The 16712-nt window shown below is 45.0% G+C and carries 12 protein-coding genes and 5 tRNA genes; 5 read left to right on the forward strand and 12 right to left on the reverse strand.

What is annotated here, in order from left to right:
- Positions 1–76: 76 nt before the first annotated feature.
- Positions 77–541 (forward strand): transcriptional regulator AsnC, encoded by a 465-nt coding sequence (asnC, locus tag AACW75_RS24165; RefSeq protein ID WP_004735550.1) that lies wholly within the window; start codon positions 77–79, stop codon positions 539–541.
- 141 nt (positions 542–682) lie between these two features.
- Here asnC and prlC read toward each other — a convergent pair whose 3' ends face one another.
- Positions 683–2725: an oligopeptidase A gene (gene prlC / locus AACW75_RS24170; RefSeq protein ID WP_145570061.1), complete on the reverse strand. Its 2043-nt coding sequence runs from the start codon at positions 2723–2725 to the stop codon at positions 683–685.
- A gap of 279 nt (positions 2726–3004) precedes the next feature.
- Here prlC and AACW75_RS24175 point away from each other — a divergent pair, with 279 nt between their 5' ends.
- The 3 genes from AACW75_RS24175 to AACW75_RS24185 all read left to right on the forward strand — a co-directional run bounded on the left by AACW75_RS24175 (position 3005) and on the right by AACW75_RS24185 (position 5787).
- Complete coding sequence (locus tag AACW75_RS24175) at positions 3005–3859, forward strand: 23S rRNA (adenine(2030)-N(6))-methyltransferase RlmJ (RefSeq protein ID WP_029222664.1); 855 nt, start codon at positions 3005–3007, stop codon at positions 3857–3859.
- A 188-nt stretch (positions 3860–4047) separates the two neighbouring features.
- Positions 4048–5403 carry a glutathione-disulfide reductase gene (gorA, locus tag AACW75_RS24180; protein ID WP_145570060.1) on the forward strand — a complete coding sequence of 452 codons (1356 nt, stop codon included), beginning with the start codon at positions 4048–4050 and terminating at the stop codon, positions 5401–5403.
- Positions 5404–5535: 132 nt separating this feature from the next.
- Positions 5536–5787 carry a DUF6482 family protein gene (locus AACW75_RS24185; protein ID WP_145570059.1) on the forward strand — a complete coding sequence of 84 codons (252 nt, stop codon included), beginning with the start codon at positions 5536–5538 and terminating at the stop codon, positions 5785–5787.
- A gap of 89 nt (positions 5788–5876) precedes the next feature.
- On the opposite strand, the gene AACW75_RS24190 is transcribed toward AACW75_RS24185, so the two are convergent.
- From AACW75_RS24190 to AACW75_RS24240, 11 genes are all read right to left on the reverse strand, one after another.
- A complete protein-coding gene (locus tag AACW75_RS24190; protein WP_017075518.1) occupies positions 5877–7118 on the reverse strand; it encodes an NADH:ubiquinone reductase (Na(+)-transporting) subunit B in 1242 nt (413 codons plus the stop codon).
- Between the two features lie 202 nt (positions 7119–7320).
- The gene (locus tag AACW75_RS24195; protein WP_145570058.1) at positions 7321–8304 is read right to left on the reverse strand and encodes an SPOR domain-containing protein; all 984 of its coding nucleotides are present in this window, start codon (positions 8302–8304) and stop codon (positions 7321–7323) included.
- 187 nt (positions 8305–8491) lie between these two features.
- Positions 8492–9430: an ABC transporter permease gene (locus tag AACW75_RS24200; protein ID WP_102551032.1), complete on the reverse strand. Its 939-nt coding sequence runs from the start codon at positions 9428–9430 to the stop codon at positions 8492–8494.
- A gap of 2 nt (positions 9431–9432) precedes the next feature.
- On the reverse strand, positions 9433–10410 hold the full coding sequence (locus AACW75_RS24205) for an ABC transporter permease (RefSeq protein WP_017075521.1): 978 nt from the start codon (positions 10408–10410) through the stop codon (positions 9433–9435).
- A 181-nt stretch (positions 10411–10591) separates the two neighbouring features.
- Positions 10592–12145, reverse strand: coding sequence for an ABC transporter substrate-binding protein (locus tag AACW75_RS24210; RefSeq protein ID WP_017075522.1), 1554 nt, complete (start codon positions 12143–12145; stop codon positions 10592–10594).
- A gap of 93 nt (positions 12146–12238) precedes the next feature.
- Positions 12239–13966, reverse strand: a complete 1728-nt coding sequence (locus AACW75_RS24215) for a dipeptide ABC transporter ATP-binding protein (protein ID WP_145570057.1) — start codon at positions 13964–13966, stop codon at positions 12239–12241.
- A 1262-nt stretch (positions 13967–15228) separates the two neighbouring features.
- A tRNA-Pro gene (locus AACW75_RS24220) sits at positions 15229–15305 on the reverse strand.
- A 55-nt stretch (positions 15306–15360) separates the two neighbouring features.
- A tRNA-His gene (locus AACW75_RS24225) sits at positions 15361–15436 on the reverse strand.
- 43 nt (positions 15437–15479) lie between these two features.
- Positions 15480–15556, reverse strand: a tRNA-Pro gene (locus AACW75_RS24230).
- A gap of 78 nt (positions 15557–15634) precedes the next feature.
- Positions 15635–15710: transfer RNA gene (locus tag AACW75_RS24235), tRNA-His, on the reverse strand.
- Between the two features lie 49 nt (positions 15711–15759).
- Positions 15760–15836, reverse strand: a tRNA-Arg gene (locus AACW75_RS24240).
- Between the two features lie 297 nt (positions 15837–16133).
- On the opposite strand from AACW75_RS24240, the gene AACW75_RS24245 reads away from it, so the two are divergent.
- Positions 16134–16547: a c-type cytochrome gene (locus AACW75_RS24245; protein WP_029225255.1), complete on the forward strand. Its 414-nt coding sequence runs from the start codon at positions 16134–16136 to the stop codon at positions 16545–16547.
- Positions 16548–16712 lie beyond the last annotated feature (165 nt).

The raw sequence follows: 16712 nt of genomic DNA on the forward strand, positions 1-16712 counted from the left end.
TTGCTGCTAATATTATCACCCTTGGCTATGATGTGTACTCTAGCTAGTCTGATTTCATTCAATCTAAGGATTCTGCATGTCCACTACCACCGCTCGCCTGGATGACCTAGACCGTGCCATTCTAAAAACTTTAATGGAAGACGCGCGCACGCCTTATGCTGAAATGGCCAAGCAGTTCGATGTTAGCCCTGCGACAATTCACGTTCGAATAGAAAAAATGAGATCGGCTGACATTATTGAGCGTACAGAAGTGGTGGTAAACACTAAGAAGTTAGGTTACGACGTTTGTTGCTTTATTGGCATCAACCTCAATGCGGCCCGCGATTACCATTCAGCGATTGCCAAACTCAATGCTTTAGATGAGGTGGTTGAGGCCTACTACACCACCGGCGCCTACAATATTTTCGTCAAGTTGATGTGTAAATCGATAGAAGAGCTGCAATTTGTATTGATTGATAAGCTGCAAGCGATCGATGAAGTGCAATCAACAGAGACCTTGATTTCATTGCAGAACCCGATCAATCGTAACGTCAATCCATAACGCCTATTGGTCTTATTTAAGATGATATACAGACAAAAAAAGAGCCTCTAACTAGAGGCTCTTTTCGCTATTAGCTCGTAACAAAGCTAATTAACTCGCAATAAAGCTAAGCAACTACCGCAGTTACGGAAATGATAGCAATTACGCGTTGATTCCCGCATGACGCAGCATCGCGTCGATTTGTGGCTCACGACCGCGGAAGCGTTTAAACAGCTCCATCGGTTCTTCACTGCCACCCATCTCAAGGATGTTGTTCAGGAAGCGATTGCCCGTTTCAGTGTTGAAGATACCTTCTTCTTCAAATGCTGAGAACGCATCTGCCGATAGCACTTCTGCCCATAGGTAGCTGTAGTAACCTGCACTGTAGCCACCAGCAAAGATATGACCAAAGCTGTGTGAAAAACGGTTCCAATCTAGGCTTGGCAGTACTGACACCTTAGACTTCACATCCGCTAGTGTCTCAAGAACACGAGCACCGACTTCTGGGTCATATTCAGTGTGTAGAGTGAAATCGAACAAGCCAAGCTCAAGCTGGCGCAGGATAAACATTGCAGACTGGAAGTTCTTCGCTGCTAGCATTTTCTCTAGCATCTCTTTTGGTAACGCTTCACCTGTTTCGAAGTGACCAGAGATAAACGACAGCGCTTCTTCTTCCCAACACCAGTTCTCTAAGAACTGACTTGGCAATTCAACCGCGTCCCAAGGCACACCATTGATACCAGAAACCGCACCCGCTTCAACTTGCGTCAGCATGTGGTGGATACCGTGACCGAATTCGTGGAATAACGTCACCACTTCATCGTGAGTAAATAGCGCAGGCTTATCACCGACTGGCTTATTGAAGTTACACGTTAGATAAGCCACCGGCGTTTGTAGTTCGCCAGATTCAGTCATGCGACGACCACGACAGTCATCCATCCAAGCACCACCACGTTTGTGTTCACGGGCGTATAAATCTAAGTAGAAGCTCCCACGCAGTGTTCCAGTCGCATCAAAGATGTCAAAAAAGCGAACTGACTCATGCCAAGTGTCCACGCCTTCACGCTCTGTCACAGACATACCAAATACGCGATTCAACACCTCAAACAAACCTGAAACTACATTTGATTCAGGGAAATATGGACGAAGCTCTTCGTCAGAGATATCGAACAGGTCCTGTTTTTGCTTTTCGCTGTAATAAGCGATGTCCCACAGGTTTAGCTCAGAGACGCCAAACTCTTTCTCAGCAAACTGGCGCAGTTCTTCAACTTCGCGCTCACCTTGTGGTTTCGCTTTCACTGCTAGGTCGTTAAGGAAGCCAAGCACTTGATCCGGCGTTTCCGCCATTTTAGTCGACAGTGATTTTTCGCTGTACGTACTAAAACCAAGCATGCGAGCAATCTCGTGACGCAGCTTAAGTTGTTCTGTGATGATCTCAGTGTTGTCCCACTTGCCTGCATTTGGACCGCGATCTGAAGCGCGCGTTACGTAAGCTTCGTAAAGCTCTTTACGTAGTTCTTGGTTATCACAGTAGGTCATCACCGGTAGGTATGATGGGATATCAAGAGTCAGTAGGTAACCTTCCTGCTCTTTAGCTTCTGCCGCGGCTTGTGCTGCCGCCAGTGCTGATTCAGGCATACCGGCCAGTTCAGCGACGTCTGTGATCTGCTTGCTCCAACCCATGGTTGCATCAAGCACGTTATTTGAGAATTGAGAACCTAGCTCAGACTGGCGCTTGCTGATCTCACCGTAGCGATGCTGTTCGTCTGCGGGTAAGCCAATGCCTGATAATTCAAAATCACGCAGTGCGTCAGTGATGGTTTTTTGTTGAGCTTGGTTTAATGCCGAGAATGCTTCGCTCGCCTTGATCGCTTTATACGCTTCGAACAAACCTTTGTGTTGGCCGACCCACGTGCCGTACTCAGAAAGTACAGGCAGGCAGCTCTCATAAGCGTCACGCAGTTCGTCGCTGTTCATCACAGAATTCATATGGCTTACAGGTGACCAAATACGGCCTAAACGATCATCCACTTCATCAATTGGAGCAACGAGGTTGTCCCAGCTTGGTGAAGTATTACCTTCAAGTACTTGTTCTATCTTGTTGCGACACTCTTCAATCACTTGCTCAACCGCTGGCTTAACGTGCTCAGGTTTGATCTGTGAAAACGGAGGTAAGTCCGTGAAGGTTAATAGCGGATTAGACATATAAACATTCCTTTGGCTTTAGAGACTTTCGTCTTTTTTGTAATGAGGTCGTCTTACAGTCATCAGGCTCAGGGTCGCCCTAAAAAATCACCTGCGAATAGTTATTAGATAGTGCCCAACAAGGCAAATTTCAATAGTAGAACCAATAACTAACTGCATATTGCTAGCGACTGTTCCTGAATTGTTCGAGAATTTATGGTCCATTGGGGGTTATAATAGTCAAACTAACCCCACCTACACTAACCACACTCTAATTCGAGAGTGTTACGAGAGTTTAATTTGTTAAGTTATCGCCACAGCTTCCACGCGGGCAACCATGCCGACGTAGTAAAGCATATCGTACAGAGCCTTATTCTTAATTCTTTGAAACAAAAGGATAAGCCTTTTGTTTACCATGACACTCACTCTGGTGTAGGTCGTTACGACTTAACGCATGAATGGTCTGAAAAAACGGGCGAATACAAACAAGGTATTGCACGTCTATGGTCTGCAAGTGAAGCGGGGCAACAAGATCTTCCTGAAGACATTCAAAGCTACCTTGAGTCTATCTCTGCACTCAACAATGGCGAAAAACTGCGTTTCTACCCGGGCTCACCACGTGTTGCACGCGCGCACCTGCGTGACCAAGACCGCATGGTATTAACCGAACTTCACCCTGCAGACCACCCTCTGCTTGAGCAAGAGTTCCACCGCGATCGTCAGGTGTCTATCTACAAAGAAGATGGCTTCCAACGCCTAAAAGGCAGCCTGCCACCTAAAGAACGTCGTGGTTTGGTGCTTATCGACCCGCCTTATGAGCTGGCAAAAGAGTATCGAGATGTTGTGACTGCGATTGCTCAGAGCCATAAACGCTGGGCAACTGGTATCTACGCAATTTGGTACCCAGTGGTAAATCGCTGTGATATCGAAGATATGATCGAAGGACTTGAAGGCTTAGGCATCAACAAAATTCTACAAATCGAACTTGGCGTATCACCAGACACCAACGAGCGTGGCATGACAGCATCAGGCATGATTGTTATCAACCCACCTTGGAAGCTAGAAAGCCAAATGAACGAAATTCTTCCATTCTTGAAGGAAGCAATTGCGCCGGCGACCGGTCACTTCAAAGTAGAGTGGATCGTACCCGAGTAATCTCAAACTCGATGGCATAGTTTGAAGAATCTTCAATAGACTGTGACGTACACGAATAAATTTTAAACAGGGAGATTGAGTTCAACCAATCTGCCCTCAATATAATAATTAGACAATTTAAGAATCTATAGGACGTAGGTGTTCAGTGCGCTCACTGTACCCACAACCTTCAATAAATGGAGAAAGTAATGGCGACTCATTTTGATTACATCTGTATCGGCGGCGGTTCAGGCGGCATCGCATCAGCTAACCGCGCAGCAATGCACGGTGCAAAAGTTGCACTTATCGAAGCTCAAGACCTTGGTGGTACTTGTGTAAACGTTGGTTGTGTTCCTAAAAAGGTTATGTGGCACGGTGCTCAAGTTGCTGAAGCAATCAACCTATATTCAAAAGACTACGGCTTCGATGTTGACGTAAAAGGCTTCAACTGGGGCAAACTGGTTGAAAACCGTCAAGCGTACATTGGTCGTATCCACCAATCTTACGATCGCGTTTTGGGTAACAACAAAATAAACGTAATCAAAGGCTTTGCTAAGTTTGTTGACGAAAAGACCGTTGAAGTTAACGGCGAACACTACACCGCTGATCACATCCTGATCGCAGTGGGTGGTCGTCCAACCATTCCAAACATCCCTGGCGCAGAGCACGGTATCGACTCAAACGGTTTCTTCGATCTGATGGAGCAACCTAAACGTGTTGCTGTTATCGGCGCGGGCTACATCGCAGTAGAAATCGCAGGCGTACTAAGTGCACTTGGCACAGAAACACACCTGTTCTGTCGTAAAGAGTCTCCACTTCGTAGCTTCGACCCAATGATCGTTGAGACACTGGTTGAAGTAATGGAAGCGGAAGGCCCAACACTTCACACGCACTCAGTTCCTAAAGAAGTAGTGAGAGAAGCAGACGGCACACTGACTCTGCACCTTGAGAACGGCAACACTCAAAACGTTGACCACCTAATTTGGGCTATCGGCCGTCACCCAGCCACTGACGCTATCAACCTAGCATCAACGGGCGTTGCAACCAACGACCGTGGCTACATCAAAGTAGACGAGTTCCAAGCAACAAACGTTCCTGGTATCTACTGTGTTGGAGACATCATGGAAGGCGGCATCGAGCTAACACCTGTTGCGGTTAAAGCAGGTCGTCAACTTTCTGAGCGCCTATTCAACGGCCAAACAAACGCGAAGATGGACTACACGCTGGTTCCTACTGTTGTATTCAGCCACCCACCTATCGGCACCATTGGTCTAACGACTCAAGAAGCTGAAGAGCAATACGGCAAAGACAACATCAAGGTATACACGTCTGGCTTTACTGCAATGTACACCGCAGTCACTCAACACCGTCAACCTTGTAAGATGAAGCTAGTATGTGCTGGCGAAGAAGAGACTGTAGTTGGCCTACACGGCATCGGTTTCACTGTTGATGAAATGATTCAAGGCTTCGGCGTTGCAATGAAGATGGGCGCAACCAAAGCAGACTTCGACTCTGTTGTGGCGATTCACCCAACTGGCTCAGAAGAATTTGTTACCATGCGTTAATCAACGCTATTTGTTGATATCTCTTAAAAAGCAGGCCTTGTGCCTGCTTTTTTTATGTCCACTCTTGAACCTTACCCCTCAACTTCACGTAACACAGATACTGACCTATCTAGAACAGTAATGGAGTTTGTAATGAATCTACTAATTGAATCATTTGAAGGCGGGATCTACTTGGCTTACCAAATCATTGGCGAGCACAAGCAATTGATCAAAGACAACCACCAGCACCCAATGAAGTTTTTGAGCGTCAATCAGGCGCGTGACCACTTTAGTGACCAAGGTATAGCATCGGCGACGCTTATCCATAACAGCGCTTATGATGAAATGTGCGGCGAGCATTGTGGCAACACACAACCGTTCGAGATTGATTTGAAGTGGAGTTAAATCAACTTCAAATAAATCGTGATAAAAATTGAAAGGCTTGCATCGATGCAAGCTTTTCTTATTGGGAGTAACTTCTCTCTACACTCAAATCAACGCGATGTTCGTTGTTGCCTACGTTTGATGTTTTGCTCTTTGACAATAAAGTCGAACAGTGGAGCGAACAGGTTGGCGAACAAGATGGCTAGCATGATGCCCTCTGGATAAGCAGGATTAAGCACTCGAATACCTACCGTCATAACACCGATAAGAATCCCGTAAGCCCATTTACTGTTATTGGTGAAGGCTGCTGATACAGGGTCGGTCGCCATAAAGAACGTACCAAAGGCGACACCTCCCAAAACAAAATGCCAATAGAAGGGCATCGAAAACATAGAATTGGTTTCGGAACCGATCCAGTTCATCAAACTAGAAGTCACCACAAGGCCAATAATGACTCCAGCAACAATACGCCAAGAGGCAATATTCATAAAAATTAGAATCAAACCCGTCAGCATGATCAACAGTGAAGAAACCTCACCCATCGACCCCGGAATATTACCGATAAACGCATCCATCCAAGTTATCGCCTCGCCAGTCATATTGTTGATTAGCGAAGTACTGCCACCTTCATACCATTGACTCAAAGGAGTTGCGCCTGAATAGCCGTCAGCGGCCACCCATACTAAGCCTCCCGACATGTTGGCCGGATAGGCAAAGTAGAGAAACGCACGACCTGCGAGTGCGGGGTTGAGGAAATTGCGACCGGTTCCACCGAACAACTCTTTGGCGACAACAATACCAAAAGTTATCCCTAGAGCGGCTTGCCATAACGGAATGGTTGGCGGAAGGATTAAGGCAAAAAGAACCGAGCTAACAAAAAAGCCTTCGTTGACCTCGTGCTTGCGAACGACAGCGAACAACACCTCCCAGAAACCACCGACGACAAAAACCGTGGCGTAAACGGGTAAAAAATAAAGAGCACCGAGCAGCATCTGGCTACCCCAACCGCTTGCCATCAATGATTGTGCATCCCCAAATGCCCACGACAAGCGCCAACTACTCTCAATCAGAGAGGCGAGTTCATTCAATTGATAACTGGATGTTAGCGCCGAAACACTCTGATGCCCGACGTTGTACATTCCCCAGAACATGGCTGGGAAGGTCGCTAACCACACTAGAATCATGATGCGCTTGAGATCGATGCTATCTCTAACGTGGGTCAGGCCTCGGTTTACGGTGCCAGGCGTGTAAAATATCGTCGCGAACGCCTCGTACACTGGGTAGAGCTTTTCGTACTTACCTCCAGCCTCGAAGCGCGGAGCCACATCTTCTAAACGTTTTTTTAAACTCATAATCTCAATCACCTTATTGCTTGAGTTATGGTTTTCTACGCATCAACCGCTCAATTTGAACAACTTTTGCGATTTTTAATCAAGTTTGTATTGAGAAACAGATCAGAGTTCAAAAGCAAAATCGACGTTGAGAATGTTAGGATCCATAAACAACAAAGCCCCAGCAATCGCTGAGGCTTGTTTAGTGTTACTTCAGGTCTACTTACTTAACGCACATGACATTAAGTAATGAAGACCCTTTCAATTGGTTTACGTTGCCATTGGTAAACAGACCCTTCTTGCCTGCACCCCAATAAGGTAGATGCATTGGCCAGTTCTGTTTTTCCATGACCTTTGAGCCTAAGATGCTCTGCCACTGCTTTTCAGTCATCAGCTTCATGTTGACCTGATTACACACCAACTCAGCGCTACCGTAATCTAGACGACTCCATGGCTTACCTTGCTCCATGTAAAACTGTTGTTGATGGTCGAGAAGGTAAGGGATTGCATACTGGCTACCCGCAACATTTGCCGTCACACGGATTTCGATTTCCAGATCGTTATCTGAACTCGCGTTACCGCTTGGGAGAGCCTGAATGGCAGCAGCACTGGTTACCGCTGCCGTTTGAGTCGCTACCACAGGCTTCGCTGTCGTTTTCTTCGGTGCAGGCTTAGCTTCTACTTTTGGCTTTGTCGTAGCTTTAGGCTTAACTGCTTTTGGTTCAGCCGATTTTGCCACGATAGGTTGCGACGAGGTTTTAGACTTGTCGACCATTCGAATAAAAGCTTCGTTATAGCCAGACACCTTACGCACCTGAGCTAAGTCTTTTCTCGCATCAGAGAATGTAGAATAAGGCCCGATTAAGCAACGATAGTCTCCGCCTTCAGGCTTCATCCAAACGTTGGTCGAGATTTTTTCATACAAAGGCTTTGCTCGGCTCAATGACAACGGCTTATTCAGCAAGCCACATTGAACCCAAAACAGCTCGTTATCTGAATGACGTTTAGGCGCTTTACTGCCCCACACACCCTTACCGATCGGACAAGATTGTTCTAGCTGTGGTAATTGATTAGTGCTTGCCTGAGTAGCATCACATAGAACCGATTCTGCATTAACTTGGCTCGATACCAAGAGGGATACAGCGATCAGCCCCATACGATAATTTCTAATCACAGCACGACATACAGCATTCATTGTCAATTTCATAACCACCACTTAAACCCTTTCGGGCTAATTGTTACCGATTCTATGTCGATAAAACATGAATTCCATTTTAAGTATTATTGACCATATCAATAATCTATAGTTCCAGATTCATTAAGCAAAAAAAGAGCCGTAATTGCTTACGGCTCTTAGTTTAGTGATTTTTTTTGCTAAAAATCAAACCGAGCTATCACCCTTTATAAATTTTAGGGTTAAACACGTCACGTAACCAGTCGCCTAGTAGGTTGATAACTAGAACTAATGTTATCAAAAGCACACCTGGGAACGCTGTGATCCACCATGCTCCTGAGAAAATGTAGTTAAAGCCTGTACTAATCAGGGCACCTAGTGACGGTTGGTCTACCGGAAGACCTAAACCTAGGAAAGAAAGTGCCGCTTCTGACATGATGGCATTTGCCACCTGTACTGTAGAGATAACCAAAATTGGTGATAAACAGTTCGGTAGGATATGACGGAACATGATGCGAGGTGCTCTAAAGCCCATCACACGCGCCGCTTCTACATACTCTTTCTTCTTCTCTGCCAATACTGATGCACGAATAGTACGAGCATACTGCGGCCATTCGGCAATACCGATAATAACCACGAGCATCAAAACAGCATACTGTGCATAGAAGTCACTACCAAAACTTGCCTTGAATATAGCCGAGACAATGATCGCGACCATCATGGTCGAGAACGAAAGTTGGACATCAGCAAAACGCATCAGGAAGCTATCAATACGACCACCGAAGTAACCCGCAGATAGACCAATAACGATACCAAGTGTTAGTTGAAGGCCGACCGCAAGAAAGCCAATCGTCAATGAAAGGCGTGAGCCGTAAAGCATAGTCGATAGGATGTCACGACCTTGCTCATCAGTCCCCAATAGGAAACGTTCTTCTCCATCTTCCATCCAAGATGGTGGTAGCTCTGAATCCATGATGTCGATAGACGTCACGTCATATGGATCCATTGGCGCTAAAATCGGTGCTGCCAACGCCATAATTAGGAAAACGGAAAAGATTGCAAAGCTAAACATTGCGACTTTATCGCGTAAGAAATAATACAGAATGTCTGACTGCTTAAATCGCTCCCAACGAGACGGAGCTGTTGTTGTGTGTTCCATGATTATGCTCCTTTCCCTGTAATGTTCACAGTTGGGTTAATGATGCCGTATAACAGGTCAACAATAGTGTTCGTTACTACGAAGATCAGGCCAACAAAGATAACGTATGCAGTAATCAGTGGAGTATCCACACGGTTTATCGCTTCAAGGAATAAGAAGCCAGTACCCGGCCACTGGAATACAGTCTCGGTTAGGATGGTGTATGCCACCATAGTACCAATTTGAACGCCGCCTACCGTTAGTACAGGTAGCATGGTATTTTTCAAAGCGTGTTGGTAGTAGATCTTATTCAGTGCTAAGCCTTTTGCTTTACCGAACTTAATGTATTCAGAGCTCAGAACCTCTAACATCTCAGAGCGAACAAGACGAATAAACAACGGCAACATGATAGATGCCAGAGCAATACTAGGCAGAACTAAGTGTGCAAGGCCATCAAGCGTTAAGAAGCCAGACTCCCAACCAAACCAGTTCGCAGTGTCACCACGACCGAAAGATGGTAACCAACCCAGTTCGATAGAGAACACATACATCAGCATGATTGCGGTTAAGAACACCGGAACCGAAATACCGACACTACTGCCCGCCATAATCAGCTTGGTGAAGAAACTTTTTGGGTGTATTGCAGAATAAACGCCTAATGGGATCGACAGACAAACAATAATCAGAGATGCACCGAACACAAGTTCAAGCGTCGCGACCAATTTATCCAGAATCACGTCCACTGCTGGGCGTTTAAAGAAATATGAAGTACCAAGATCACCTTGTAGGGCTGCGCCTATAAAGCGAGTGTATTTTGTAATGAAGGGATCATTTAAGCCGAGATCATCACGCAGCGCTTGACGCTCCGATTCTGAAACAGATTGACCGACTAACTCACGTAACGGGTCGCCCAGGTTATCCTGAATGGCAAACGCCACCAAACTGATCACAAACATCACTATCAGTGCCTGAAACAGGCGCTTGACCAGAAACGTAACCATTCCTTGCCCCTTATCTATCCATGACTATCTAGTCGAAATCCGCGACTAGACAACAAAAAATTCAGTCTTAAAAAAGGTATTTAGCCAGACTGAAAGGAAGACTAAATACCGAAACTTAAATCTATATCTTAATAATATTGAGAGCCTGAAAGCTTCAGGCTCTCGATTCTAGCAAGCTAGATTATTTTACAACTAGGTCGCCGAAGTAAGGCATAACCATTGGGTTTACTATGTCTGCTGCACCTACGTTAGACTTCGCGCCCCACGCTTCACTTTGCCAATGAAGAGGTACAAACGCTGCGTCGTTGTAAAGTGTTGCTTCAACGCCTTTCAGCATTTCAGAACGCTTAACTGGGTCAGTTTCAGTGTTAGAAGCTTCTACAATCGCATCCATTTCTGGGTTTGAGTAGCCAGAACAGTTGTATTGACCACGGCCAGTTTCTTCGTTACGAGTCATAGTTAAGAACTCGCTGAAGTTAGCTGAATCTTCTGTATCTGAGTGCCAGCCGATCATCATCATGTCTGCTGAACATAAATCAAACTCAGGCCAGTACTGTGCTTTAGGCATAGTCTTAAGATCAACTTTGATACCAATCTTAGACAGCATTGCCGCAGACGCTTGCGCTACTTTCGCATCGTTCACGTAACGGTTGTTTGGTGCCATCATAGTTAGCGTAAAGCCATCTTCGTAACCCGCTTCCTTCATAAGCTCTTTCGCTTTTTTCAGGTCGTAACGAGGTACTAGCGCATCATCGTGACCCGCATAGCCTGTTGGGCTTTGCTGACCAGCCGCTGTTGCGAAACCTTTCATGATTTTCTTAACAATACCTTCATTGTTAATAGCATGAACGATTGCTTGACGAACGCGCACATCTTTCAGAGCTTCGTTGCTGTTTTGGTTCATTTGGAACGTAATGATACGAGTACCAGGCAGCGTTACTAGATCGATATTCTTAGCGTTTTTAACACGCTTGTGATCATTTGGCGCTACAGGGTGAATCATATCTACATCGCCAGAAAGAAGGGCAGCTACACGCGTTGCATCTTCTTTGATTGGCACAAGTGTTAGCTTGTCTACGTTACCTTTAGATTCTGTATCCCAGTAGTCATTAAAACGCTCGAACGTTACTTTAACGCCTTGTTCACGTTGAGTAACGATGAACGGGCCAGTACCTGAAACGTTAGTCGAAGCAAACGAGTTACCGTGCTTAACTAGCTCAGACTTGTCATTACCTTCGGCTGTTTGGCCAGAGTAAAACTTGCTGTCCATTGGGAAGATGTAAGTTGCTGTTTGTAGTACTAGTGGGTAAGCCGCTTTTGATACTAGTTCAACAGTATAGTCATCCACTTTTACCATTTTTTCGTATGGCGTGAAGATAGACTTAAAGTCTGGAGAAGCTTGTAGACGTTCAAAAGTCCACACAACATCATCAGCTGTCAGTTCGTTACCAGAGTGGAACTTTACACCTTTACGTAGGTTGAAACGGAAAGTCGTATCGTCAACACGCTCCCAGCTTGATGCTAGGCGGCCTTCAAAATCCATCTCTTGTGTGAAACGTACTAGAGGGTCAAACACCATGTGAGACATTTGTAGTGTGCCACCTGACAGCTGCTCGTGCGGATCAAGTGATACTGGGTCAGCTGCGTAGCCAACGGTAATATCTGCTGCTGCTGCACTAAAACTTAGGCCAGCTGCCATTAAAGCTACTACTAATTTGCTTTTCATGGTTTTCATTGCATAACTCCTTCATGCGGGAATCCAGATCCCTAGTTGTTGTATTTGCGTCTGTAATTATTTTTAGCAGGCTAAACTCCAACCCACTTATTTTTATACCGCGGCTTGTGCCACTGCTTTTTCTTCTCTTAATCCCGTAAATTCAGGCATCAAAGAAATTAGGTGTTTGCTGTATTCGTGTTGAGGCGATTGGAACAATTGCTCAGTTGGAGCAACCTCCAGCAGTGTCCCCATTTGCATCACGCCTACTCGGTCACACATTTGGCGAATAACCGGTAAATCGTGACTGATAAACAGCATCGTTAGATTCAGCTCATCTTGTAAATCTTTCAATAGATTAAGAATTTGCGCCTGAACCGACACATCCAGTGCCGATGTTGGCTCATCACAAATTAGAAGACGTGGACGAGTTGCCAAAGCGCGAGCAATAGAAATACGCTGACGTTGGCCACCTGAGAATTCGTGTGGGTATTTAACCCCAGCCATTAAACCTAAACCAACGTGCTCTAGCAGGTCGTTAACGATCTGACGAGTTTCATTTTCGTTGCGAGTTAACTTATGGAATCGGATAGGCTCAGCAATGATATCGAATATCTTCATTCGAGGGTTCATTGATGTATAAGGGTTTTGGAAAACCATCTGCATTTGACGACGCATTGGACGACGTTCTTTTTCAGATTTAAGTCCAGTAAGGTCAACGCCTTCAAACGTTACTTTTCCTGAGTTTGGCGCGTACAAACCAGCAATCACTCGAGCAATTGTTGATTTACCTGAGCCAGATTCACCAACAAGACCAAAAGTCTCACCTTCATGAACTTCAAAGCTTACGTTGTTTGACGCTTGAACATACTCACGACGACTCTCAAAAAATGAATCTTTCGTCGTAAAGCGTAGATTCACGTTTTCAACATTCAACAAAGGGCCAGTGTAATCACGATGATCTTGGCTTTGACCTAACCAGTGGTTTTTCACATCCAATGGTTCCATTTCTTGCGCGTCTTCTATGTAGCTCACAAGAGGGAAACGATCGAGCTTACGATCTGAACGAGGAACCGCAGAGATCAGGCTGTGTGTGTATGGGTGTTCAGGAGTGCCAAGTACTTTCGCCGTTGGGCCAAACTCAACCAAATCACCGCGATACATTACTGCTACACGATCCGTTACGTTGGATACTACGCCCATGTCGTGCGTAACCAACATGCAGCCTACGTTTTTCTTAATACATAGATCGCGAATCAAACCCAAAATCTGATCTTGGATAGAAACATCCAGTGCCGTTGTTGGTTCATCCGCGATGATAAGGTCAGGCTCACCGGCCAATGCGATCGCGATAACAACACGCTGACGCATGCCGCCAGAGAATTGGTGTGGGTACTGCTTTAAGCGATTTTCTGGTTGCGGGATACCGACTTGGTTCATCAAGTCTAAAGAGCGTTGGTAGGCTTCTTTATCCGACACCTTCATGTTGGCATGAATCGTTTCTTTTAACTGCTGTTCTACTGTGAATAGAGGGTTAAGAGAAGTCATTGGGTCTTGGAAGATAAATCCAATTTTTGAGCCGCGAACTGAACGCATCTGCTCAGGAGACAAACCTGAGATTTTCTCACCATCAAGAAATACCTCGCCGCTAGCAATGCGACCAGGGGGGCTCAGCAAATCGATCACAGCATTACCTACTGTTGATTTACCTGCACCAGACTCACCGACAACGCCAACAATCTCACCACGTTCAATATTGAATGAAAGAGATTTTACTGCTGCGTGTACTCCATGGCGAGATGGATATTCGATACGAAGATTTTTTACTTCTAAAAGTGACATTACCAGACCTCTACTGCTTTGGCAGCTTTCTGCCCTGTCTGCAAAATTGAATCCATTCTTACCAGAATATTGTTCTGATATTTTATACGGTTGACAATTTGGCAAATAATTCACAGAAAAGCAACAAAAATAGGATAAAAAGTCGACATTGAACGCTTAGCAAGCAAAAGCACCACATAACTATTCACCCAAAGAGCATATAGTAATAAAAATCAACATTCTACTCATGGTGATAAACACTCACAAACCCCTTACTACAACTTGCTTGTAGAGTTAAATCAATCGTTCAGAGCAGATCTCACTGCCAGTCACAAAAAACAAATAATTATTCTAAAAAACAATTAACATTATAGAAACAAACGCTGTTTTATTAAATTTAAACAAACAAAACAACTAGATACGACTTAATAACCAATACTTATCACTATTAAAATAAACCCTGTAAATACAAAATAGTAAAATGAGAGGTTTACTAAATCAGAGGAGATTTAGAGCTATTTGATGCGAAGAAAGCTGTTAAATACAGGCCTTAGCGAACAGATTTAGGGTTAGATTTCGCTTTTCGTAAGAATCTTTAGACCAAACCAATCAGTTTGTCGAATTATTGAGTGGTTATTTTATATAAAATTCGATATAGATCTGCTGATTTAATAAAGGAAAACCCTGTATACAGATCCAACAACCTTAGAAAGGCTAGCAATTCAGGCTTGGATGAAAGGGGAATTTGATTAATGTATTAGTAGGTAATCTGCGAAATAGATAGGTTTTCAACACTTAAATCAATCGTTGAAGAATGACTCGATCGGACTGGCAATCCAGCCCACGACCTTCTGGTCCCAAACTATCTAAATTCCAAATGTAAAAAAGCCCCAGTCTTTCGACTGTGGCTTCTTAATGTGGTCGGTGAAGAGAGATTCGGCGCGGCAGGGCTCCCTGCGGACTGGCGATCCAGCCCACGGCCCTCTGGTCTCAAATTATCTAAATTCCAGGCCTAAAAAAGCCCCGCCATTTCTGACGCGGACGGCTAGTTGAGGCTTCTTAAGTGATCGGTGAAGAGACATTCTTTGAACATCAGGCGAACCCCACTTAGGTTCCAATCTAGTGATCTACAGATGAAAAAAAGCTCATCATTTCTGATGAGCTTTCTTAAAGGTGGTCGGTGAAGAAGGATTTGATGCGACTGGGCTTCCAGCCCCGAATACACCATTATCTTTTCTCCAGATAGAAAAAAAGCTCATCATTTCTGATGAGCTTTCTTAAGGTGGTCGGTGAAGAGGGATTCGAACCCCCGACCCTCTGGTCCCAAACCAGATGCGCTACCAAGCTGCGCTATTCACCGAGACGTTTCGCTTGATTTCTCAAACAGGGAACTTCAAAGAAGTTACCAAAATTAATGGGGTGGCTAACGAGATTCGAACTCGCGACCACCGGAATCACAATCCAGGGCTCTACCAACTGAGCTATAGCCACCACTAATTTTTTATATAACCGCTAAAAGCGATTATTGAAATAGTGGTCGGTGAAGAGGGATTCGAACCCCCGACCCTCTGGTCCCAAACCAGATGCGCTACCAAGCTGCGCTATTCACCGACTTTTTTGTCTCGACTCTTGGGTATAATGAGTCAACACTGGAAGCCTAAGCTACCGTTTTATTCTGTAAAGAAAGAATGGGGTGGCTAACGAGATTCGAACTCGCGACCACCGGAATCACAATCCAGGGCTCTACCAACTGAGCTATAGCCACCATTGTTTCTTTTTTTGCCAATTCTCACTTACCGAAGTAAGAGACCGGATGGCGCGCCTGAAAGGATTCGAACCTTCGGCCTTTGGCTCCGGAGGCCAACGCTCTATCCAGCTGAGCTACAGGCGCATGCCCTGTCGGCGGAGTGGAATAATACGTATATCACCTAATGCCGTCTAGTACTTTTTTAACTTTTTTTTCTGTTTGGTCTCTTTTTCGACAGTTAATATGTGATAAACCCCTTATTTGAGTACTACAACCCGCCACAGCTTATAAGTTGTTGTTTATTGCAACAACTTATCGGGATATAATCACCCATTATTTACATTGGTTTAACAGTTGCTCTTTGCTGCTCAAACCAAAACACCCTTCCAACACTATAAATTGGTAAGCATGCACTTACCTTGGGAATGTAAAGTGAGTTTAATGGATATGTCTCGTCGAATTTTAAGCGTTGTCATCGCAGTTCTAACCTTTTCAACTGGCGCAATGGCTTCAGGCCTAAGCGAAGCAGAGCAAGATGCAATTGCTGAGCGCATCAAACCAGTTGGTCAAGTATACCTAATCGGCAGTGAGCCAGTAGTCGCTGAACCTACAGGCCCTCGTGATGGCGCAGCAGTTTACGGTACCTTTTGTATCGCTTGTCACGCATCTGGCGTAAGTGGCGCACCTAAAACTGGTGATGCTGGTGACTGGGGTCCTCGTATTGCTCAAGGTCGCGACATTCTAGCTAACCACGCAATCAACGGCTTTAATGCAATGCCAGCGAAAGGTTCATGTATGGACTGTTCAGACGACGAAATCAAAGATGCTATCGAGCACATGATTGCAGGTCTATAATTCAAAACACCAAATACAGAAAAGGTGACCTTAATGGTCTAATGCCGTTCACTTAAGAGTGAACGGCATTTTTGTTCTTAGCATACCGTTGTGGTCTGGGTTTAACTGTTCTAGGGAATGTCCTTTCCCTTCGCCCTTCAAGTATTAAGCTTTCAGCCATGTTGT

Origin of the sequence: Vibrio sp. L3-7 (genome assembly GCF_963898195.1) — a bacterium.
Lineage (GTDB): Bacteria > Pseudomonadota > Gammaproteobacteria > Enterobacterales > Vibrionaceae > Vibrio > Vibrio echinoideorum.

Bases quoted from the DNA above. Each gene is read 5' to 3' on its own strand.
- asnC (WP_004735550.1), top strand. From the start codon at position 77: ATGTCCACTACCACCGCTCGCCTGGATGACCTAGACCGTGCCATTCTA.
- prlC (WP_145570061.1), bottom strand. From the start codon at position 2,725: ATGTCTAATCCGCTATTAACCTTCACGGACTTACCTCCGTTTTCACAG.
- gorA (WP_145570060.1), top strand. From the start codon at position 4,048: ATGGCGACTCATTTTGATTACATCTGTATCGGCGGCGGTTCAGGCGGC.
- AACW75_RS24185 (WP_145570059.1), top strand. From the start codon at position 5,536: ATGAATCTACTAATTGAATCATTTGAAGGCGGGATCTACTTGGCTTAC.
- AACW75_RS24190 (WP_017075518.1), bottom strand. From the start codon at position 7,118: ATGAGTTTAAAAAAACGTTTAGAAGATGTGGCTCCGCGCTTCGAGGCT.
- AACW75_RS24195 (WP_145570058.1), bottom strand. From the start codon at position 8,304: ATGAAATTGACAATGAATGCTGTATGTCGTGCTGTGATTAGAAATTAT.
- AACW75_RS24200 (WP_102551032.1), bottom strand. From the start codon at position 9,430: ATGGAACACACAACAACAGCTCCGTCTCGTTGGGAGCGATTTAAGCAG.
- AACW75_RS24205 (WP_017075521.1), bottom strand. From the start codon at position 10,410: ATGGTTACGTTTCTGGTCAAGCGCCTGTTTCAGGCACTGATAGTGATG.
- AACW75_RS24210 (WP_017075522.1), bottom strand. From the start codon at position 12,145: ATGAAAACCATGAAAAGCAAATTAGTAGTAGCTTTAATGGCAGCTGGC.
- AACW75_RS24215 (WP_145570057.1), bottom strand. From the start codon at position 13,966: ATGTCACTTTTAGAAGTAAAAAATCTTCGTATCGAATATCCATCTCGC.
- AACW75_RS24245 (WP_029225255.1), top strand. From the start codon at position 16,134: ATGGATATGTCTCGTCGAATTTTAAGCGTTGTCATCGCAGTTCTAACC.